Source organism: Massilia scottii, from assembly GCF_030846495.1.
GTDB lineage: Bacteria > Pseudomonadota > Gammaproteobacteria > Burkholderiales > Burkholderiaceae_D > Telluria_A > Telluria_A violaceinigra.
The window spans coordinates 91,142-109,156 of the sequence record NZ_JAVCWM010000008.1; the positions used below are offsets into that span (position 1 = coordinate 91,142).

Below are 18,015 nucleotides of genomic sequence, written 5' to 3' on the forward strand. Positions count from 1 at the left end.
GCGTGTTGATTCAGGCTGGGGTTTTCCACTCACGGAACGCGCCATGACTTCTTCCCCCGCCCGACTCTGGTTCCTCGACTGGGTCCGCATCCTCGCTTTTTTCGTGCTGATTCTCTACCACGTCGGCATGTATTACGTGACGTGGGACTGGCACGTCAAAAGTCCGTTCGCCAGCCATGCCATCGAGCCGCTGATGCTGCTGTCGTCGCCGTGGCGCCTGGGACTACTGTTCCTGGTGTCCGGCGTGGCATCGAGCCTGATGCTGGCAAAGATTGGCGCCGGCCGCTTCCTGCGCCGGCGCAGTGCGCACCTGCTGCTGCCGCTCATCTTCGGCATGCTGGTGATCGTGCCGCCGCAGGCGTACTTCGAAGTGGTGGAAAAGGTGGCCTACCAGGGCGGCTACGCCGACTTCATGCAGCTCTACTTGGGCCGTTACCGCGGGTTCTGCCGGGGCACCGATTGCCTGATCATGCCGACCTGGAACCATCTGTGGTTCGTGGCCTACCTGTGGGTGTACACGCTCCTACTGGGCGGCCTGGTCATCGCGTTTGGTGCGCGTTTCGACCGGCTGGCCGCGCGCGTCGGCGCACTGCTGGCCGGATGGAAGATCATCGTGCTGCCGGTGGCGGTATTGTCCATCGGGCGCATGGCGCTGATGTCGCGCTTTCCGACCACGCATGCGCTGGTGGACGACTGGTTCAACCACGCGACCTATCTGTTCCTGTTCCTGCTCGGCGCCATGCTCGCGCGCACGCCGCAATGTTGGCCGCGCCTGGAAGCGCTGCGCTGGCATGGCCTGGGAATGGCGGCGGCCGGCTGGGCCGCGCTGACCATCTATTATGCCCTGCCGGATGACCTGGTTTCCGCGCAGGTGGCCGCACCGCTGATGCACGCGCAGCGCATCGTGTATTGCCTGTTCGCGTGGAGCGCAATCGTGGCCGTATTGGGATTTGCGCACCACCACCTCAATCGCGACAGCGCCAACCGGCGTTATCTGGCGCAGGCGGTGTTCCCCGTGTATATCGTGCATCAGACGCTGATCGTCGTGACCGCGCATGCGATCCAGCCGGCCAGGCTGGCGCCACCGGTCGAAGCACTGGTGCTGATCGTGCTGACCTTGACCCTCAGTTTTGGTGTAGCCGACATTGTGCGGCGCTCACGCGTGCTGGGGCCGCTCTTCGGCATCGCGCCCCGCGCCAGCGCGCACGCGGTTACCGCGGCGGGCAAGCAGCCCGCCGCGGCAACTGCGTGACAGCGTCCGGCCGGCTCCATGCCGGCCGGACTCCGGCGAGTACTCTTAGCTGTTCTTGCCGGTGCTGGCGCTACCGGCTTTCCCGCTGGCGGAGCTGCCGGCCTGGCCAGCCGAGGCAGCGCCCGCACTGGTGCTGTTGCCCTGCATGCTGCCGTGCATGTCGCTCTGGCTGCTGCCAGCCGAACCGCCCTGCGCGTTGCCAGCCTGGCCGCTCTGCATGCTGGTGCTGCCGCGCACTTCGGTGCTGCCGTTACCACGCCATGCGCCCGCGTTCTGGGTAAACGGATCGCTGAACTTGCGCATGCTTTCCTGTTGATTGCGTACGCTGCGCTCGGTTTCTTCGGAAGCGACGCGGGCCACTTCGTCAGCCAGGGCGCGCGCGGTGCGGGTGGTTTCCTGCACATGCTGCTCGGTCACGCGGGCCAGCTCGACCTGCGCATCGGCAGCCACGCGGGAAATGTGCTGTTGATAGGCGCGCAGTTTTTCGGTGGCAGGCTGGGCGCGCGATGCGGCTGCACTGATCACGTCGGTCTGGCGGTCGGCCGTCAGCAGTTGCTGGCTGCTGATGGCGGTCTCTTCCAGCAAGGTCTGGGTCAGCTGAATGTTCAGATTGCACAGTTGCTGGAACGAATTGAACAACGATTTCGACATATCGTTGAGGAAAGAAACTTGTGCGTCCAGGTGGCTTCGCACAGCGGGAGTCACGGATTGTGAATATGGAAACATGTAGACCTCGATAAAGTAGTTTTTTCAAATAAACGGAGTTGCTGTACCGGGGACAAGCGGCCTGGTGTGTGACCCTTATCGCGCCGCCGCAGCGCAGGCGTGGTGAAAGCTCCTTGTCTCGTATCAAACCTTCTGCAAGATCTTGTCTTCAGCACGAGCCCCAAGACTAGGCGACAAGAGCGATCAGAGTTTGATATAGATCAAATGTGTTCAAGTCGGCAACGTTCCCAACAGCCTTGCGGGCTTGAAACGGTGCAAGTGTGCTGCATTGCACCAAAAGCATGCCGTTTTCCTGCCCGCGCGGCGCCGCCGCAGGGGAAACAGCCGCATTCGGCCATGGCGTGAAACTTGCATGGATGCACACACTAACCAACTCGACAAGGGAGCGCTGCCATGCTGCTGAAAAATGACTTGCTCTATTACCCGGCGCAGGCGCGCACGATCCGCATCCTGTGGATCGACAGCGCCGCCAGCGTCGCCTACACCTTCGAACTGGGCGCGAAAGGCGCGCATCCGGTGCTGGCGCCGCTCGCGACGCTGAGCGCCGACCTGCGCGAACAGCGCGCGCGCCTCTTGGCAAGCGACCCGCATGCGGGCAGCGGCGACGCCGCAGCCCTGCCCGCGCGCCATCGCCAGGTGCGCGATCGGGCCTGGGCCGTGGTGCAGGCGCTGGTCGCCGACGAACCGGCGATCTTCCAGGCCCGCCACCGCGGGCGCATGGTGATGGAACAAAGCGCGCTGCACGGGGTGTCGCATCCATCCGTGTATCGCTATCTGCGCCGCTACTGGGAGCGCGGCCAGCATAAGGATGCGCTGCTGCCGGACTATAAAAACTCCGGCGCACCGGGCAAGACGCGCGGTTCCAGCGCCAACGTCAAGCGCGGCCGGCCGCGCAAATCGGGCAGCCATCCGGGCCTGAACGCCGACGATGGCATCCGCCGCACCTTTCATGCGGCGGTGGCGCGCTACAGCGCCACCCATGCCCAGTTCTCGCGGCGCGGCGCCTACCGGCAAATGATCCAGGATTTTTTCGACGCCCGCGACGCCGAACTGCTGCCCACCTTCGGCCAGTTCAATTACTGGATCGGCAAGGACGCGCCCGGCGCCAGCGCGGCGGCCTGAATCATCGCCCTGTGCACCGCGCCGGCATGGTGCATGCGCATCAGAAACGATCATGCGTAGCAACACCGGCTTCCTCCGGGAGGCCGCTTTTGTTTGCGGCTGGAATGGGCGTCAACGCGATTGATTGTTACAGATCAAGTCCGGGCCGGCGTCAGGATTTGTCGTACTCATACGCCGGCAAGGGTTCTCCGCAATCCTTGCAGTACATCGCTTCCGGCTCGTGCCCTTCGCTCAGGCACGAGGGGCAGGTCCGGGTGGTGGGCTTCCAGTTCATCCGCTGCGATGTCATTTCCGCCGTCACGATCCCGGTCGGTACCGCCAGCACGCCCCACCCCAGCAGCATCATGAACGACGCGATGATGCGTCCCAGGGTCGTCTGCGGGGTAATGTCGCCATAACCGACCGTCGTCATCGTCACGGTGGCCCAGTACATCGCCATCGGAATGCTGGTGAAGCCGTTTTTCGGACCTTCGACCACGTACATCACGGTCCCCAGAATGAGCACCGCCATCATTACCACCGACAGGAAAATGAGGATCTTGCGCCCGCTCGCGCGCAGGGCGCGCCCAAGCCGGATGTATTCGGTGATGTACAGCGTGAGCTTGAAGATGCGGAAGATGCGCAGCAGCCGCAGGATGCGGATGTCGAGGAAGGCCGACGCTTCCGGCACCAGCAGCGCAAACCAGGTCGGCAGTACCGATATCAGGTCGATCACGCCGAAAAAGCTGGTCGCATAGCGCCACGGATGGCGCACGCAGCACAGGCGCGCGATGTATTCGACCGTAAACAGCAGCGTGAACGTCCACTCCATCACGTTGAGCGGGCGCCCGAAACGGCCCACCACCGACGGCACGCTATCGAGCAGGACCACCACGATACTGAGCAAGATGACCGCCACCAGCAGCACGTCGAAGGTCTTGCCGGTGCTCGTGTCGGCTTCAAAAATAATCGTGTAGATGCGCCGGCGCAGGCCGGTGCCGGGCTTGCCGAAGGCAGGCGGCGTATGCGGAGCGATGTCCTCCGCCGACGTGGATTTATTCGTCATCGTGTGCGCGATCAGCCCGGCCGGGCCGGCCCCTTAAGCTCGACCGTGTTGCCTTCGGGGTCGTCCAGGTAGATCGACGGCCCCTCCCCTTCGGCGCCGTAGCGCGATTCGACCGCGCCGGGCGTGACGCCGCATGCGGCCAGGTGATCCCGGATCGCCTGCGCATCGAACGGTTCGACCCGAAAACACACATGGTCCATATTGCGCCCCTCGCGCCCGGGCGCCGCACCGCCGGCCCGTCCCAGCTTGCCGTCCACCGGCACCAGATCGACCAGCGCGCGGCCGGCGCGCAGTTGCACCAGGCCGATGTCGTCCTGGCGCCGCTCGATCGCGCAGCCAAGCGCGTCGCGGTAGAAGCCGATCATCGCTTCCAGGTCGACCACGCGCAGAACCACGTGATCGATATCACGGATGTTTATCATCGCGGCGTCCCGGGTTCAGTCGGCGTGCCGTTCGACCCAGACCGCGAACGCGTCGATGAATTTCTGCAGGAATGCTTTGGTGCTGTCGTTGGTGAGATTGTCGCCCTCGTACTGGCTGCCGATATTGGCCAGGTAGGCTTCGGGCTGCTGCATGGCGGGCATGTTCAGGAACACCAGCGACTGGCGCAGGTGATGGTTGGCGCCGAACGCGCCGAGCGCGCCGGGCGTGACGCTGACCACGGCGCACGGTTTGCTGCCCCATGCGCTCTGGCCGTACGGACGCGAGCCGACGTCGATCGCGTTTTTCAGCGCGGCGGGCATCGACCGGTTGTATTCCGGGGTGCAGAACAGGACCCCGTCGAATTCCTTGAGCTTGTCGCGGAACTCGGTGTAGACCGGCGGCGGCGCGGCGTCGTCGTCCTGGTTGTACAGAGGCAGCTGGCCGATCTCGACGATTTCCATGTCCAGGGTGGGCGGCGCCAGCAGCATCAGCGTCTTGGCGACCTTGCGGTTGAACGAATCCTTGCGCAAGCTGCCAATGATGACAGCGATTTTTCTAGAAGCCATGTCGGTCCTTTCGGGGGTGGTCGGTTGGTCGGCGGTGGAGCAATTGTAAATCTTAACAATTTTTACAGCACAGCGCGCACTTTCCCGAACACCCCGTCGAACGGGTACTTAGTAAGCCACCGTAAAGCGCTGGCGGCTATGCGCCGGCTGTTCCAGTTCATCGATCATGGCCACCGCATAGTCTTCCACCGAAATGGCGCTGTTGCCGTCGGCGTCAAGCAGCAGCGCGTCGCCGCCCAGGCGGAACACGCCGGTGCGCTCGCCGGGCGAAATCATGGCGGCGGGACTGAGCATGGTCCAGTCGAGCGAGGCTTGCGCGCGCAGCAGCGCGAGCGCCTGGCGCGCGCCTTCGGCACTGGCGCGGTACGCCTCCGGAAAGCCGGGCGTGTCGAGCAGCTGCACGCCCGGCGCCACTTCCAGCGAACCGGCGCCGCCGACCATCAGCAGGCGCGGCACGCGCGCTTCCTTGACGGCGGCGACGATGTTGCGCGCGCCGGCCAGGTAGTAAGCCTGCACGTCGCCCTGCGCATGGCCGCTGAAAGCCGACAGCACGGCATCGGCGCCGGCCAGTTGCGCGGTCAGCGCGGCGACGTCCATCACGTCCGCCGCGCGTGCCTGCAGGCGCTCGCGCGCGGCCAGCTTGCCTGGACGGGTCGACAGCGCGGTGACCGCATGGCCGCGGTTCAAGGCTTCATTGAGCAAGGCTGTGCCGATAAATCCGGTGGCGCCGATCAGTACGATATTCATTGCGAAACTCCCGCTGTTGTTTGGATGAGATGCATGATGACAGCAAGGATTGATTCGATAAACAGTGATCTGAATAATTCATTGTTACGAATTTCTAATCAATTAAGCGAGCTGGACAATCTTCACGCGGCTTGCGATTGCACAAAGCGGGCGCGTGTACAAAGCCGACTATTCAACACGCTACTGACGAAGCGCAGGACGGTGATCCGGGTGCGCTTTGCGAATCACGTTTCCTCCTGTCCGCCAAGTGGCAGTGCCGCCACCCGGGCGGACAGTCTCTGTGCAGTGGCCGCAATACGCGGCATTTACAGGAGAGTGTGATGGACGAACAGGACCAACTACAGGGCAGGCCGAATGACGAGACGTATGACCGCCCACGGGTGGTGGTGCGCTTTCGCGAAGGCGTGAGGCTCGACAACCGGGGCGAGCTGGGCGAGCAGATCGACAGAAGCAGTCTCGGATCGTGGCGCAAGCTGCTCGGGCAATTCCCGGGTCTGAGGGTACGTCCGGTATTTACCCTGGTCAGGGGAAACCAGCTGGAGGAACTGATCCGGCGCGCGGTGCAGATGGACCCGACCTACAAGCCGGCCGACTTCGGCACGTTCTTTTATATCGATGCGCCTTCCGATACCGATCTGGTCGCGCTGGCCAGGACGCTGATGCGCTGGAACAGCGTGCAAACCGCCTATGTCGACCGGGCCGGGCCACCGCCCGTCAATCCGTCGGATGACCCGCAACGGGTCAATCAGGGCTATCTCGACCCGGCGCCGGACGGCATCGATGCGGAATACGCATGGACCATGCCCGGCGGCGACGGCGCGGGCCAGCGCCTGATAGACCTGGAGAGCGGCTGGACGCTGGACCACGAAGACCTGGCGGCGCACGGTGCCACGCTGCTGCACGGGTCGATCTACGACCCGTACCGTTCCCACGGCACCTCCGTTCTCGGCACCATCTGCGCCGTCGACAACACGATCGGCTGCGTGGGTATCGTGCCGGCGCTCGAAGCCGTCAATGTCGTCTCGTTTTACGGCAGTTCGCGGCCGGACGCCATCTTCGCCGCCATCGCCCACCAGAATTTCGGCGAAGTGCTGCTGCTGGAGGCGCAGGTCTACCTGAACGGCACCACGCTGCTCGGCCCGATCGAAGCGTACGACGCGGAGTACGAAGCGATACGGCTGGCCACGGCCCTGGGCATCGTCGTGATCGAAGCGGGCGGCAACGGTACCAACAACGGCTCCACGCCGCCCCTGAACATGGATACCTACACGACCCTGTCGGGCCAGGCCATTCTCAACCGCGACGAGGCGAATCCGGAATTTCGCGATTCGGGCGCGATCATGGTCACGGCGGCCAGTGCGGCCGCGCCGCATACGCGCCGGCCCTACGCGCCGCACGGCAGGCGCATCGACTGCTATGCCTGGGGACAGGGCATCACCACCCTCGAATCGGTTCCGGGCAGCCTGACCAACGGGTACACCACCGGCTTTAGCGGCACCTCCGGCGCCTCTGCGATCATCGCCGGCGCGGCGCTCTCGGTACAGGGTGGCGTGGAGGCGCAGGTACCGCCGCAAGCGCGTTTCAGCCCGCGCCAGATGCGCGCCATCCTCAGCGATCCGGCCACGGGGACCTTGCCCTCGCCCGCTGAAACGACGCAGATCAGGGTGATGCCGAATCTGCGCAGGATTTTCGACGAGGTGCTGCACGTCGCGCCCGACATCTATATCCGCGACTTCGTCGGCGACACGGGCGAGCCGCATGGCGGCGCGATTTCCGCCAGCCCGGACGTGTTCCTCAGGCCGGCGCCGGCCGCCGATCCGCAGGCCGAATTCGGCGCCGGCAGCACCCTGGCCGACAGCGCGGCCCTGGGCTGGACGGCCGAAGCGGGCCAGGACAACTACATCTACGTGCGGGTCAAGAACCGGGGCGGCGCCGCCGCCACGTCGGTCGTGGCAAGCGTGTACTGGGCGCCGGTCGCCACCCTGGTCACCCCGGACCTGTGGACGCTGGTCGGCAGCACCACCCTGCCATCGGTGCCGGCCGGCGACGTGCTGACCGTGTCGTCCGCCATCGTCTGGCCGCAGGCCGCGATCCCGGCGCCCGGGCACTATTGTTTTGTCGCGCTGATCGGCAATGCCGCCGACCCGGCGCCGGCGCCCGCCGAGTTCCTGGTCTGGGAAAATTTCACGACCTTCGTCCGGGCGAATAACAACGTCACATGGCGCAACTTCAACGTCGAGGACAATGCCCCGGATGCGGACGATCCGTCCACGCCGGATTTCAAGGCGCTCGAATTCATTGCGCCCGGTGCGCCCGACCGGGGCCGCGAAATGGCGCTGGAGGTCGTCGGCAGGCTGCCGCCCGGCGCCGGCGCCCTGCTGGAAATGCCGCTGGTCTTTTTCCGCATGCTGCAAGCGCGCCAGCTGGCGGCCGACGCCATCATCGACCAGGAACGCGGCGTGGCCCGGATCGCGGTCAATCCGAACAGGCGCACCAATTTCGGCGACGTCCTGTTCCCCGCCAAGTCGCGCATGGCGTTCCGGCTGCTGATCCGGATTCCCGAGGAGAACCGCGACCAGACCTTCCAGGTTTTCGTGCGGCAGGTGTGGCAACAACAGGAAGTCGGCAGGGTCACCTGGCAGCTTCAGCCACGGAGAGCGCAACCGTAAGCGCTGGGTCCTGGCAGCGATTGATCGCCGATGCGGCATGGATGATAATGGATTGATCTCAATTGCTTATCAATCCCGATGACGCCTCTCGATCAGATCGACCTGAACAGCCTGACCATCTTCGACGCCGTCGCCGAGGCGGGCAGTTTTACCGCCGCGGCGGACCGGCTGGGCGTGGCCAAGGCCAGGATCAGCGTGCAGATCGCGCGCCTGGAGCGCCAGCTGGGCGTGTCGCTATTCACCCGCACCACGCGCCAGGTGGCGCCCACCGACGCCGGACGCGCGCTGCACGCCCAATGCCAGCCGCTGCTGCGCGCCCTGTCCGACGCGCTGGCGCAGGCCGGCAGCGACCAGGGCGAGCTGTCCGGCATGCTGCGCATCTCCACCACGGCGCTGCAGGTGGCCCACTCCATCGGCCCGGCGCTGGTGCAGTTCATGGCGCGCCACCCGCGCATCACGGTCGACCTGCGCACCGCCGACAAGGTGGCCGACATGATCGCCGAAGGCATCGACCTGTCGTTTCGCATGGGCTGGCTGCGCGACTCGACCCAGCGCGCCATCAAGCTGGGCGAATTCACCCAGCACGTGGTGGCGGCGCCGTCGTACCTGCAGCGGCGCGGTTATCCGGCCACGCCCCAGGACCTGGCGCAGCACGACTGGGTGGCGCTGTCGCTGATGCGCACCCCGCACACCTGGACGTTTACCGGGGCCGATGGCGCCCAGAGCGTGGTGCAGACGGCGTCGCGCATCCAGGTCGATTCGCCGGCCGCCTTGCTGGCGCTGGTCGGGCAAGGCGCCGGGGTAACGGTGATGGAAGGTCAAACGCTGCGCGCCAGCTTCAAGGCCGGCACGGTGGTCGAACTGCTGCCACAATGGTCGCTGCCGCGCGGCGGCATGTACGCCGTGCTGCCGCCCGGACGCCAGGCGCCGGCGCGGGTGCGCGCGTTCATCGACTTTTATCGGGACTATCTGCAGCGCGCCGACACTGTTTCATGAACCGCAAGCGCATTGTGCAGTATGATTTTTCTACGTGTGGCGACTCGGGGCCTTACAGCCAGCGGTTGACAGGAGCGTTGCGCAGGCACGCCATCATGCGCACTTCGTCGACGATGCCGCGCCCTGTCAGCTCCGCGCCAATCTCAAGGAAGAGCGCGTGGTCTTCGGCGCAGCCGGTGTTGGCGGACAGCAGATCGAGCGCCTGTTCCAGCACCCGCGCCTGCCCCGCTCCGTGCGCCGCGACGATCAGATCGCGCATGCGCAGCTTCAGGCGGCGGTTGGCGCGCGCGCCCTCTTCCTCGCTGCCGAACTCCGTGTCGTGGTAGCGATCGACATCCTGTTCCAGCGCGGCCAGTTGCTCAAGCAAATCCATCGCTAAATTCTGCCGCGCCGGAACTCGGCCAGGAATTTCTTCGCCTGCGCGGCGCTCAGGACGACCACCGGGTCGCCATGCCACGCATACAAAAACGGCGTGCCGCCCAGGCGGTCGGTCAGCTTGGCCGACAGCAAAAAGCGCGTGCCGGGCGGATGCAGCGCCCGGTCCACCAGCGCGCGCGCGCACCGCACGCGCAGGCTGGGGGCGAAGGCCTGCCCCGCCATCGGGCGGATGCGCAAGGTGCCGCTGCGCGCATCTTCATACGATTCGACCGCCACGTCGCGGTAAGCCCAGGTATCGCGTGCCATGCTTATGCCTTCGCTGCAAGCACCGGTTCGCGAACGACATGCGCTTCGCGGATCGGCAGGTTGATAAGAGCCGCGGCCAGCGCGAGCACGATGTCGGCGTACCACATCCAGGTAAAGTCGCCGTAGGCCACGAACGAGAGCCCGCCCAGCCACGCGCCGAAGAAGCCGCCCACCTGATGCGACAGCAAGGTCAGGCCGAACAGCGTGGACAGGTAGCGCATGCCGAACAGTTTGCCGACCAGGCCCGCCGTCGGCGGCACCGTCGCCAGCCAGGTGAAACCGAGCGCGCCGGCGAACACGTAGAAAGTCATGGGCGTCTTCGGCGCCAGCAGGTAGGCGATGACGATCACCGCGCGGCTGGCGTACATCAGGGCCAGCAGGGACTTCATGCGGTAGCGGGTCGACAGCGCGCCCGCTGTCAGGCTGCCGGCGATGTTGAATAAGCCGATCAGCGCAAGCGCATTGGCCGACACGCCCGCCGGCAGGCTGCACAGGGCAACCTCGCCCGGCAGGTGCGTGACCAGGAAGGCGATGTGAAAGCCGCAGGTGAAAAAGCCGGCGTGCAGGCACAGGTAGCTGCGGTCGCGCAGCGCGATCTTGATCTGCGCGCCCAGGCCGATGCCGGGTGCATCAAGCGGCTTGGGCGGCGCCACGACAGCCGGATCGGCCTTGGCCAGCCCGGCGCCCTTGCGCAGCGGCCAAGCCAGGGGAATCGTGAGCAAGGTGGTCGCGGCCATGGTCAGCATCGCCGCAATCCAGCCGGCGCTGTTGATGATCGCCTGCATCAGCGGCGCGAACACGAACTGGCCGAACGAGCCGCCGGCGTTGATGAAGCCGGCCGCGAACGGACGGCGCGCGGCCGGCAGGCGCTGCGCGGTGGCGCCGATCAGGATCGAGAAGCTGCCGGCGCCCGCGCCCGCCGCCGTCAGCAAGCCCATGGTCAGCATCAGGCCCCACTGCGAGGACACGAACGGCGTCGCCGCCATGCCGGCGGCAAGCATGACGGCGCCCAGGATGATGACCTTGGCCGAGCCCCATTTGTCGGCCACGGCGCCGAACACCGGCTGCGCCGCGCCCCACACGAACTGCCCGATCGCCATGGCGAAGCTGATCGATGCCACGCCCAGCCCGGTGGCGCTGTTGATCGGCGAGAGAAACAGGCCCGTGGTCAGGCGCGCGCCCATGGTGATCATCAAGATCGCCGAGGCGGCGAGGATCAGCAGCCATGCGGCGCGCGGCGTCATCTCATTCTGGGTGGGCATGGGGCAGGTCCTCGATCAATGGCGTTAATTGGGCAAGTGTGGATTCAAGCTGGGTGTGCAGGGCGCGCACGGCCTCGCGCCCGACCAGTTGTTCGAAGGCGCGCTGGGCGCCGCACCACACCGGGTAGGATTCGGCGAGTTTTTGCTGGCCGGCCCCGGTGATGGTGACGATGCGCTGGCGGCTGTCGGCGCCGGGACGCGGGACGACCCAGCCGGCCTCCATCAGCGGTTTGAGGTTGCGCGTGAGCGTGGTGCGTTCCATGCCGAGGCGTTCGGCCAGCTCGGCCACCGGCAGCGCCTGGCGCGCGACGTTGGCCAGCACGCTGTACTGAGTGGTCTTCAGGCCCACGGCAGCCATGTGGTGGTCGTACACGCGCGACATGGCGCGCGTGAGCTTGCGCAGCTTGAAGCAGGTACAGCCCAGCGGTTTTTCGATTGGATCGGTCATATCGTGGCGTTGCGGAAATAGGTGCAGGTACACTGATTGTTTGAAGTATATTACAATTCACGCGCCGTGTGCGCCTCTCCCGCCTTTTTAGCCATCAAGCAAAAGGATGATCATGGAACAGCAAGACAAACGCCAGCAATGGCTGGACGAGGCCGCTGCAATGCGCGCCAGACTGGCCGCGCCGGGCGTGGCGGACCGCGCCACCTTGCGCAGCAGCAGCGGCATGGAATTTTTGGAAGGCATCGGCAGCGGCGCCCTGCCCCCGGCGCCGATCGCGCACTTGATGGGAATCCTGCCGATGTCGGTGGAGCCCGGCCGCACGGTGTTCCAGGGAACCCCGGAGCGGGCGCACTACAATCCGAGCGGCGTGGTGCACGGCGGCTACGCGGCGACCATGCTCGACACCGCGCTCGGCTGCGCGATCCACACGATGCTCCCGGCCGGCAAGGGATACACGACGCTGGAGCTGAAGGTGAACTATCTGCGCGCGATGACCGATACGACCGGGCCGGTGCGGGCCGAGGCGACCGTGGTCAGCGTGGGGGGCCAGGTCGGCGTGGCCGAAGCGCGCATTACCGATGCGAATGGCAAGCTGTACGCCTTTGCGACGACAACCTGCCTGGTGTTCGAGATCAGCGCTGGTTGATGATGCCGACATTGCCGCTGCCGTTTTGCAGCACGCTGGCCGTGAAGGCATTGCCGGTTTGCCTGATGTTCGAGAAGTTGCCGGTCGTCCAGCTGAGCGCGCCGTTCTGCAGCGCGCTGGCGCGGTTGTAGCTGCCGGTCTGGACGATCTCCGATACGCTGCCGTTCAAGGTCGACGTCGCCGAGGCAAGGTTCTCGTTTCCGGTCTGGACGATGGTCGAGCCGTTGACTTGCCCGCTTTCATCGGCGCGGGCGACGTTGCGCTCGCCCCGTTGCACGATCGACTGGTCTGCCGTGAAGGCGGTGCCGTTCTGGCGCACGTAGGCGTCGTTCAGCGTGCCGGCCTGGTCCACCCGGACGAAGGAATAGGCGGCGTCGGACTGGTCGATGAGTACCTTGTTGGCGCTGCCGGCCTGCTCGATGTCCGGCCCGCCGTATCCCGAAAAGTAATGCTGCACCACGATCCGGTTATCCGCACCGGTCTGGCGCGCACGCACCGAGAAGGTCGGAATGTCCTTCTGGTTGATGGAAGTGTAGTTGGCGCTGCCGTGCTGTTCGAGGGTCAGGGTTGAACTGTTCGCATTGACCTGCCTGAACACGGCCACATTTCCCTGGCCGGTCTGGAGCAGGTTGTTGTCGCTGCGGTCAGTATGGTCCTGCAGGATGTTGGCGTCGTTCGCCCTGCCTTCCTGACGGACATGCACTCGCGCCACAGTGGCGATCTGGACAATGCCACTGTTACCCATGGCCGGGTCGCCGATGACGTTGCCGGTACCGATTTGCGTCACGTCAACCTGGGCATAGTCGTTGCTCTCGCGCTGCTCGACAAAGCTCTTGTTGCCGCTGCCCTGCTGGATGGTGTTGACGAACACCTGCGCCAGCGCCGGGCCGCTGGCGAACGCCAGGGCGGCGGCGAGGGCCGATAATGCGGATTTCATGATCTTTCTCCCCATGATTGAACTTGTTGAATCCAGTTCAAGTGTAGGGGCCGCTTTTTCAGGCCCGCCTGACGGCGATCAAGGTTCCCGGCCGCCGGCCCGGCGGGCCTTGCCGCCGGTGCTTACGCGGAAGCGGACTTGATCAGCAGACAGATCGCCTCGGCGGCCATGCCCTCTTCGCGCCCCAGGTAGCCCAGCTTTTCGTTGGTCTTGGCCTTGACGTTGACCTGCTGGGGCGACACGCCGATGTCTTCGGCGATGCGCGAAATCATCTGCGCGATGTGCGGCGCCATCTTCGGCGCCTGGGCGATGATGGTGGCGTCGATGTTGCCGATGGTGTAGCCGGTGGCGACCACGCGGTGCGCCACTTCGCGCAGCAGGGTGCGTGAATCGGCGCCGGCGAACATCGGGTCGGTGTCCGGGAAATGCTTGCCGATGTCACCGAGGCCAGCCGCGCCGAGCATCGCATCGATGATCGCGTGCAGCAGGACGTCGGCGTCCGAATGGCCCAACAGGCCCATGCGGTGCGGGATTGCAACCCCGCCGATGATCAGTTTGCGGCCCTCGACGAGGGCGTGGCAGTCGTAGCCGGTTCCGACACGGAACGGCGGGGTGGGATTGTAGGATGCCAGTGCCATGGTCTCACTCATTTCAGGTTAAGGCGCGGCCAGGTACATCTCGGCGATCCGGATGTCCGCCGGCAGCGTCACTTTTAAATTACGGGGATGTCCTTCAACCAGCTTGGGCGACAAGCCGAGGGCCTCGACCGCACTGGCGTCATCGGTAATGACGCTGGCGTCGGTGGCCGCCGCCAGCGCATCGCACAGCAGCTTGTAGCGAAACATTTGCGGGGTCTGCGCCAGCCACAGGCCGTCGCGTGCGACGGTGCTGACGTGCTCGCCGCCGCGCTTGACGGTGTCGACCACGGGCAAGGCCAGGAGGCCGCCGACCGCATCGTCGCCGACCGCGTCGATCAATTTCCCGATCAGCCCGGCGTTCAGTCCCGGCCGCGCCGCGTCGTGCACCAGCACCCAGTCATGTTCGTGCAGCTCGCCCTCCAGCGCCCGCAGGGCGTTGCGGACCGACTCCATGCGACTGGCGCCGCCGCAGCGCAGCACGGTGGCTGCGCCGGACGGCACGATGGCATCGATATACGCGTCGTGCGCGCTGACCACGACGTAGGTATGGGCGATCAGGGGGCTCGACACGAAGGCGTCGAGCGTATGACGCAGCATCGGCTTGGCGCCGATGGGCAGATACTGCTTTGGACTGCTCGATGCCATGCGCGCGCCGACGCCGGCGGCGGGGATCAGGGCAATATAGCGCGGTGCGATCTGCTTCATGGCTGTCTTCATCTGTCTCGGTTAGCCGGTCTTACAAGGGACTGTACCTCACCTGCGCAAACTTTGCTCAGGCGCGCATACTCTTGCGGCGTGTCGATGGCGGCTTGTAGCGGGTCTACTTTGGCCATCTCTTTTTGTATGTACGGCGCCCAGCCGGTATTGAGTTCCTGCTGCAGCAAGGCCAGCGCCTGGCCGCGCGGCGCGTACAGGGGTTTGTCGGTGAAGCGCCGTGCCAGTGCCGCGCGCACCGTTACTTCCACTTTCGGCAAATGGTCGAGATAGGTCTTGAGGTGGCGCATCTCATGCGCAAGAATCTCCTGATATGCACAAGAACCCGGGCGAAACTCGCGTCCGACGTACACCACTACCGGGCTGTACAGCAGCGAGACGGTGATCCGCGGCGCCACGCACTCGTAGCCGGTGACGGGGTCGATCAGCATGTCCGCCTTGAGCGAAATCGTCGAGCGTGACTCGGTCCTGGTCAGGCCCAGCACAAAGGTAGCGGGCGCGCCCGGCTTCATGGCGGTAAGGCCGTGAAAGGACACCGTGTTATTGATGGTGTAGCCGTTCGGGGTCGAGTGCAGCACCGAGATCCCCTTGGCCATCGCATCCTCGCACTGCGCCTGGAAGGCGCTGCGCGCCGCCCAGCTGCTGGACGAGCAGAGGATGGAAAGCGCCAAGGCGGGGACGAACGCCAGGGTTTTCATGGCGGATCAAGCCGGCGGCCAGCTTCCGCCGAGGAGTTTGTCGAGCCAGAAGGCGCCGATGATGGTCTTCACGTCCGTGATCTGGCCGCTGCGCACCATCTCGAGCAGCTCGGGCACGGTGGCGCTGAAGGTTTCCAGGAACTCTTCCGCATCCAGGCGCGCCTGGCCGGCGGTGAGGCCGCGCGCGACGAACAGGTCGAGGTGCTCGTCGGAGTAGGCGATGGCGTTGTGGATGGTGCTGATGAATTGCCAGTCGCTCGCCGTGTAGCCGGTTTCTTCCTGCAGCTCGCGCCTGGCGCAGGCCAGCGGCTCCTCGCCCGCATCGATTTTCCCGGCCGGGAATTCGATGAAGACGCGCCCCAGCGGATAGCGGAACTGGCGTTCGAGCAGCACCCGGCCGTCGTCCAGCAGCGGCAGGATCACGACGGCGCCGGGATGGCGGATGTACTCGCGGGTGGCGATGGCGCCGTCGGGCAGGCTGACGCGGTCGCGCGAGACCTTCAGAAAGCTGCCCTCGTAGGCCAGTTCGCCATCGATGCGGCGCTCTGTCAGATGATCGTCGTTCAGGTTCGGCTCCATGCGCCCTCCGATGAATTAGTGATGGCGCTTGCGCAGGTAGCGCATGACGAAGCCGGGGAACGCCAGCACCACGAACAGCGGCACGGTGATCATGTAGAACTCCTTGGTCTGGCTAAAGACGTTGCCGATGCGCGCTTCCAGCAGATAGGCGATGGCGCCGACGGCAAAGTACAGCACCACCAGTTCCAGCACGCGCCACCAGCCGGCCTTGACCGGCCCCTGGTCGGCGCTCGCGCGCCCGACCGGGATAAAGCCGAACAGCCGCTCATTCATGAACGGCAGGTTGGCGGCCGCCAGTGCCAGGGCGATCGCCAGCCAGCTCGATGACGACACGTCCATCAGGAACCGATAGTCTTCGTCATCGCGTTCAGGCAAGCGGCCAGCAGCGGACCGGCGAACACGCCCAGCAGCACGGTCGCGATCCCGTTCATCGAGAGCACGGCGCGCATGTCGAACGGCGCCACGATCGGGGTGGTATCAAGCGGTTCGTCGAAGTACATGACCTTGACCACGCGCAGGTAGTAGAACGCGCCGATCAGCGAGAACATCACCGCCACCACGGTCAGCCACACGGCGCCGGTCGAGAGCACCGATTCGAGCACCGCGAACTTGGCGGCGAAGCCCATCATCGGCGGCACGCCGGCCAGCGAGAACAGCAGGATCGCCATGACGGCCGCGAACCACGGGCTGCGCCTGGCCAGGCCCTTGAAGTCGTTCAGTTCTTCCGCTTCGAAGCCGGTACGCGCCAGCATCATGATCAGCCCGAAGGTGCCGAGCGTGGTCAGCACATACGTGATCGAGTAGTACATGGCGGCGCTGTAGGCGGAAGCGGCATTGCTGGCGTCGGGAATGGCGCTGGCGTCGAGCGGATTGGCGACCACGCCGGCCAAGAGGCCCAGCAGCACGAAGCCCATCTGCGCGATGGTCGAATACGCGAGCATCCGTTTCAGGTTGGTCTGGGCAATCGCGGTCAGGTTACCGATCGCCAGCGACAGCACGGCCAGCACCATCAGCATCTGCTGCCAGTCGATCGCCATCGGCAGCAAGCCTTCCACCAGCAGGCGGATGCAGATCGCGAACGCCGCCAGTTTCGGCGCGCCGCCCAGCAGCAGGGTCACCGCGGTCGGCGCGCCCTGGTACACGTCCGGCACCCACATGTGGAACGGGACGACGCCGAGCTTGAACGCCAGGCCGGCCACCAGGAACACCAGGCCGAACACCAGGATGTTCAGGTTGGCGGTGGACGATGCCGCCGCCTTCGAGATTTCATTGATGTCGAGCGAACCGGTGGCGCCGTACAGCATCGAAATACCATACAGCAGGAAGCCGGACGCCAGCGCGCCGAGGATGAAGTACTTCATCGACGCTTCGGTCGAGACGGCGTGATCGCGGCGCAGCGCAACGAGGGCGTACAGCGACAGCGACATCAGTTCCAGGCCCAGGTAGATGATCAGCATGTTGTTACCGGAGATCATGATCATCTGGCCGAGCATCGAGAACAGCGCGAGCACATAGAATTCGCCGCCCAGGTTGCCGGACAACATGCCGCGCTCGGTCGCATAGGTGCGCGAATAGACCAGCGTGATGCCGATGGCCAGGTAGGTGAACAGCTTGAGCAGGTTCGCCATCGGGTCCGACACGAACATGTTGTGGAACGTGTAGACCGTGGTGCCGGCCGCGTAGTCCGAATAAGTCAGGGCGGCGCAGCCGGCCAGTGCCGCCAGCGACAGCCAGTAGGTCAGGACGCGCTTGCCATCCTTGAGGTACATGTCGATCAGCAGGATGCTTGATGCGGCGATCAGCAGGAAGATTTCGGCGTAAGCCGGGATCAGGTTGGGATTCGTAGTCTGGATCATAGTCTTC

At 65.2% G+C, this 18,015-nt stretch carries 21 protein-coding genes; 5 read left to right on the forward strand and 16 right to left on the reverse strand.

Annotated elements, in window-relative coordinates; translation table 11 throughout:
* Nucleotides 1-43: 43 nt before the first annotated feature.
* Complete coding sequence (locus RBA41_RS13135; RefSeq protein WP_306624390.1) at nucleotides 44-1,252, forward strand: acyltransferase family protein; 1,209 nt, start codon at nucleotides 44-46, stop codon at nucleotides 1,250-1,252.
* Between the two features lie 45 nt (nucleotides 1,253-1,297).
* On the opposite strand, the gene phaP is transcribed toward RBA41_RS13135, so the two are convergent.
* Nucleotides 1,298-1,978: a TIGR01841 family phasin gene (gene phaP / locus RBA41_RS13140; protein ID WP_306624392.1), complete on the reverse strand. Its 681-nt coding sequence runs from the start codon at nucleotides 1,976-1,978 to the stop codon at nucleotides 1,298-1,300.
* A gap of 393 nt (nucleotides 1,979-2,371) precedes the next feature.
* Here phaP and RBA41_RS13145 point away from each other — a divergent pair, with 393 nt between their 5' ends.
* Nucleotides 2,372-3,100, forward strand: coding sequence for a hypothetical protein (locus RBA41_RS13145; RefSeq protein WP_306624394.1), 729 nt, complete (start codon nucleotides 2,372-2,374; stop codon nucleotides 3,098-3,100).
* 151 nt (nucleotides 3,101-3,251) lie between these two features.
* Here RBA41_RS13145 and RBA41_RS13150 read toward each other — a convergent pair whose 3' ends face one another.
* The 4 genes from RBA41_RS13150 to RBA41_RS13165 all read right to left on the reverse strand — a co-directional run bounded on the left by RBA41_RS13150 (nucleotide 3,252) and on the right by RBA41_RS13165 (nucleotide 5,881).
* Entirely contained in the window at nucleotides 3,252-4,145 is an 894-nt protein-coding gene (locus tag RBA41_RS13150) for an ion transporter (protein WP_306624395.1), read from the reverse strand.
* A gap of 11 nt (nucleotides 4,146-4,156) precedes the next feature.
* Nucleotides 4,157-4,567, reverse strand: coding sequence for a VOC family protein (locus RBA41_RS13155; RefSeq protein WP_306624396.1), 411 nt, complete (start codon nucleotides 4,565-4,567; stop codon nucleotides 4,157-4,159).
* A 15-nt stretch (nucleotides 4,568-4,582) separates the two neighbouring features.
* Nucleotides 4,583-5,134 carry an NADPH-dependent FMN reductase gene (locus RBA41_RS13160; RefSeq protein ID WP_306624397.1) on the reverse strand — a complete coding sequence of 184 codons (552 nt, stop codon included), beginning with the start codon at nucleotides 5,132-5,134 and terminating at the stop codon, nucleotides 4,583-4,585.
* Between the two features lie 108 nt (nucleotides 5,135-5,242).
* Nucleotides 5,243-5,881 (reverse strand): NAD(P)-dependent oxidoreductase, encoded by a 639-nt coding sequence (locus RBA41_RS13165; protein ID WP_306624398.1) that lies wholly within the window; start codon nucleotides 5,879-5,881, stop codon nucleotides 5,243-5,245.
* A 320-nt stretch (nucleotides 5,882-6,201) separates the two neighbouring features.
* On the opposite strand from RBA41_RS13165, the gene RBA41_RS13170 reads away from it, so the two are divergent.
* Together RBA41_RS13170 and RBA41_RS13175 are read left to right on the forward strand one after the other, a co-directional pair.
* Nucleotides 6,202-8,550 carry a S8 family serine peptidase gene (locus RBA41_RS13170; RefSeq protein WP_306624400.1) on the forward strand — a complete coding sequence of 783 codons (2,349 nt, stop codon included), beginning with the start codon at nucleotides 6,202-6,204 and terminating at the stop codon, nucleotides 8,548-8,550.
* 78 nt (nucleotides 8,551-8,628) lie between these two features.
* Nucleotides 8,629-9,546, forward strand: coding sequence for a LysR family transcriptional regulator (locus RBA41_RS13175; protein WP_306624402.1), 918 nt, complete (start codon nucleotides 8,629-8,631; stop codon nucleotides 9,544-9,546).
* A gap of 52 nt (nucleotides 9,547-9,598) precedes the next feature.
* Here RBA41_RS13175 and RBA41_RS13180 read toward each other — a convergent pair whose 3' ends face one another.
* Genes RBA41_RS13180 through RBA41_RS13195 form a run of 4 tightly spaced genes read right to left on the reverse strand, consistent with a single transcriptional unit; the run spans nucleotide 9,599 to nucleotide 11,940 of the window.
* The gene (locus RBA41_RS13180) at nucleotides 9,599-9,919 is read right to left on the reverse strand and encodes a hypothetical protein (protein ID WP_306624404.1); all 321 of its coding nucleotides are present in this window, start codon (nucleotides 9,917-9,919) and stop codon (nucleotides 9,599-9,601) included.
* Nucleotides 9,920-9,921: 2 nt separating this feature from the next.
* Nucleotides 9,922-10,230, reverse strand: coding sequence for a hypothetical protein (locus RBA41_RS13185; protein ID WP_306624405.1), 309 nt, complete (start codon nucleotides 10,228-10,230; stop codon nucleotides 9,922-9,924).
* A 2-nt stretch (nucleotides 10,231-10,232) separates the two neighbouring features.
* On the reverse strand, nucleotides 10,233-11,492 hold the full coding sequence (locus tag RBA41_RS13190; RefSeq protein ID WP_306624406.1) for an MFS transporter: 1,260 nt from the start codon (nucleotides 11,490-11,492) through the stop codon (nucleotides 10,233-10,235).
* Nucleotides 11,476-11,940: a MarR family winged helix-turn-helix transcriptional regulator gene (locus RBA41_RS13195; protein WP_306624407.1), complete on the reverse strand. Its 465-nt coding sequence runs from the start codon at nucleotides 11,938-11,940 to the stop codon at nucleotides 11,476-11,478. Before RBA41_RS13195 ends, RBA41_RS13190 begins: the two co-directional genes overlap by 17 nt.
* A gap of 112 nt (nucleotides 11,941-12,052) precedes the next feature.
* On the opposite strand from RBA41_RS13195, the gene RBA41_RS13200 reads away from it, so the two are divergent.
* A complete protein-coding gene (locus RBA41_RS13200; protein ID WP_306624408.1) occupies nucleotides 12,053-12,586 on the forward strand; it encodes a PaaI family thioesterase in 534 nt (177 codons plus the stop codon).
* Here the strand turns inward: RBA41_RS13200 and RBA41_RS13205 are convergent.
* The 7 genes from RBA41_RS13205 to nuoN form a co-directional block, all read right to left on the reverse strand.
* Nucleotides 12,573-13,523, reverse strand: a complete 951-nt coding sequence (locus tag RBA41_RS13205; protein ID WP_306624409.1) for a hypothetical protein — start codon at nucleotides 13,521-13,523, stop codon at nucleotides 12,573-12,575. The genes RBA41_RS13200 and RBA41_RS13205 overlap by 14 nt on opposite strands.
* A gap of 122 nt (nucleotides 13,524-13,645) precedes the next feature.
* On the reverse strand, nucleotides 13,646-14,161 hold the full coding sequence (gene ispF, locus RBA41_RS13210; RefSeq protein ID WP_306624410.1) for a 2-C-methyl-D-erythritol 2,4-cyclodiphosphate synthase: 516 nt from the start codon (nucleotides 14,159-14,161) through the stop codon (nucleotides 13,646-13,648).
* A gap of 18 nt (nucleotides 14,162-14,179) precedes the next feature.
* Complete coding sequence (gene ispD, locus RBA41_RS13215; RefSeq protein ID WP_306624411.1) at nucleotides 14,180-14,866, reverse strand: 2-C-methyl-D-erythritol 4-phosphate cytidylyltransferase; 687 nt, start codon at nucleotides 14,864-14,866, stop codon at nucleotides 14,180-14,182.
* Between the two features lie 8 nt (nucleotides 14,867-14,874).
* A complete protein-coding gene (locus RBA41_RS13220) occupies nucleotides 14,875-15,573 on the reverse strand; it encodes a hypothetical protein (protein ID WP_306624412.1) in 699 nt (232 codons plus the stop codon).
* Nucleotides 15,574-15,579: 6 nt separating this feature from the next.
* Entirely contained in the window at nucleotides 15,580-16,152 is a 573-nt protein-coding gene (locus tag RBA41_RS13225; protein ID WP_306624413.1) for an NUDIX domain-containing protein, read from the reverse strand.
* A gap of 15 nt (nucleotides 16,153-16,167) precedes the next feature.
* On the reverse strand, nucleotides 16,168-16,491 hold the full coding sequence (locus RBA41_RS13230) for a DUF2818 family protein (RefSeq protein ID WP_306624651.1): 324 nt from the start codon (nucleotides 16,489-16,491) through the stop codon (nucleotides 16,168-16,170).
* The gene (gene nuoN / locus RBA41_RS13235) at nucleotides 16,491-18,008 is read right to left on the reverse strand and encodes an NADH-quinone oxidoreductase subunit NuoN (protein ID WP_306624414.1); all 1,518 of its coding nucleotides are present in this window, start codon (nucleotides 18,006-18,008) and stop codon (nucleotides 16,491-16,493) included. The genes RBA41_RS13230 and nuoN overlap by 1 nt, the downstream gene beginning before the upstream one ends.
* Nucleotides 18,009-18,015 lie beyond the last annotated feature (7 nt).

Bases quoted from the DNA above. Each gene is read 5' to 3' on its own strand.
- RBA41_RS13135 (WP_306624390.1), top strand. From the start codon at position 44: ATGACTTCTTCCCCCGCCCGACTCTGGTTCCTCGACTGGGTCCGCATC.
- phaP (WP_306624392.1), bottom strand. From the start codon at position 1,978: ATGTTTCCATATTCACAATCCGTGACTCCCGCTGTGCGAAGCCACCTG.
- RBA41_RS13145 (WP_306624394.1), top strand. From the start codon at position 2,372: ATGCTGCTGAAAAATGACTTGCTCTATTACCCGGCGCAGGCGCGCACG.
- RBA41_RS13150 (WP_306624395.1), bottom strand. From the start codon at position 4,145: ATGACGAATAAATCCACGTCGGCGGAGGACATCGCTCCGCATACGCCG.
- RBA41_RS13155 (WP_306624396.1), bottom strand. From the start codon at position 4,567: ATGATAAACATCCGTGATATCGATCACGTGGTTCTGCGCGTGGTCGAC.
- RBA41_RS13160 (WP_306624397.1), bottom strand. From the start codon at position 5,134: ATGGCTTCTAGAAAAATCGCTGTCATCATTGGCAGCTTGCGCAAGGAT.
- RBA41_RS13165 (WP_306624398.1), bottom strand. From the start codon at position 5,881: ATGAATATCGTACTGATCGGCGCCACCGGATTTATCGGCACAGCCTTG.
- RBA41_RS13170 (WP_306624400.1), top strand. From the start codon at position 6,202: ATGGACGAACAGGACCAACTACAGGGCAGGCCGAATGACGAGACGTAT.
- RBA41_RS13175 (WP_306624402.1), top strand. From the start codon at position 8,629: ATGACGCCTCTCGATCAGATCGACCTGAACAGCCTGACCATCTTCGAC.
- RBA41_RS13180 (WP_306624404.1), bottom strand. From the start codon at position 9,919: ATGGATTTGCTTGAGCAACTGGCCGCGCTGGAACAGGATGTCGATCGC.
- RBA41_RS13185 (WP_306624405.1), bottom strand. From the start codon at position 10,230: ATGGCACGCGATACCTGGGCTTACCGCGACGTGGCGGTCGAATCGTAT.
- RBA41_RS13190 (WP_306624406.1), bottom strand. From the start codon at position 11,492: ATGCCCACCCAGAATGAGATGACGCCGCGCGCCGCATGGCTGCTGATC.
- RBA41_RS13195 (WP_306624407.1), bottom strand. From the start codon at position 11,940: ATGACCGATCCAATCGAAAAACCGCTGGGCTGTACCTGCTTCAAGCTG.
- RBA41_RS13200 (WP_306624408.1), top strand. From the start codon at position 12,053: ATGGAACAGCAAGACAAACGCCAGCAATGGCTGGACGAGGCCGCTGCA.
- RBA41_RS13205 (WP_306624409.1), bottom strand. From the start codon at position 13,523: ATGAAATCCGCATTATCGGCCCTCGCCGCCGCCCTGGCGTTCGCCAGC.
- ispF (WP_306624410.1), bottom strand. From the start codon at position 14,161: ATGGCACTGGCATCCTACAATCCCACCCCGCCGTTCCGTGTCGGAACC.
- ispD (WP_306624411.1), bottom strand. From the start codon at position 14,866: ATGAAGCAGATCGCACCGCGCTATATTGCCCTGATCCCCGCCGCCGGC.
- RBA41_RS13220 (WP_306624412.1), bottom strand. From the start codon at position 15,573: ATGAAAACCCTGGCGTTCGTCCCCGCCTTGGCGCTTTCCATCCTCTGC.
- RBA41_RS13225 (WP_306624413.1), bottom strand. From the start codon at position 16,152: ATGGAGCCGAACCTGAACGACGATCATCTGACAGAGCGCCGCATCGAT.
- RBA41_RS13230 (WP_306624651.1), bottom strand. From the start codon at position 16,491: ATGGACGTGTCGTCATCGAGCTGGCTGGCGATCGCCCTGGCACTGGCG.
- nuoN (WP_306624414.1), bottom strand. From the start codon at position 18,008: ATGATCCAGACTACGAATCCCAACCTGATCCCGGCTTACGCCGAAATC.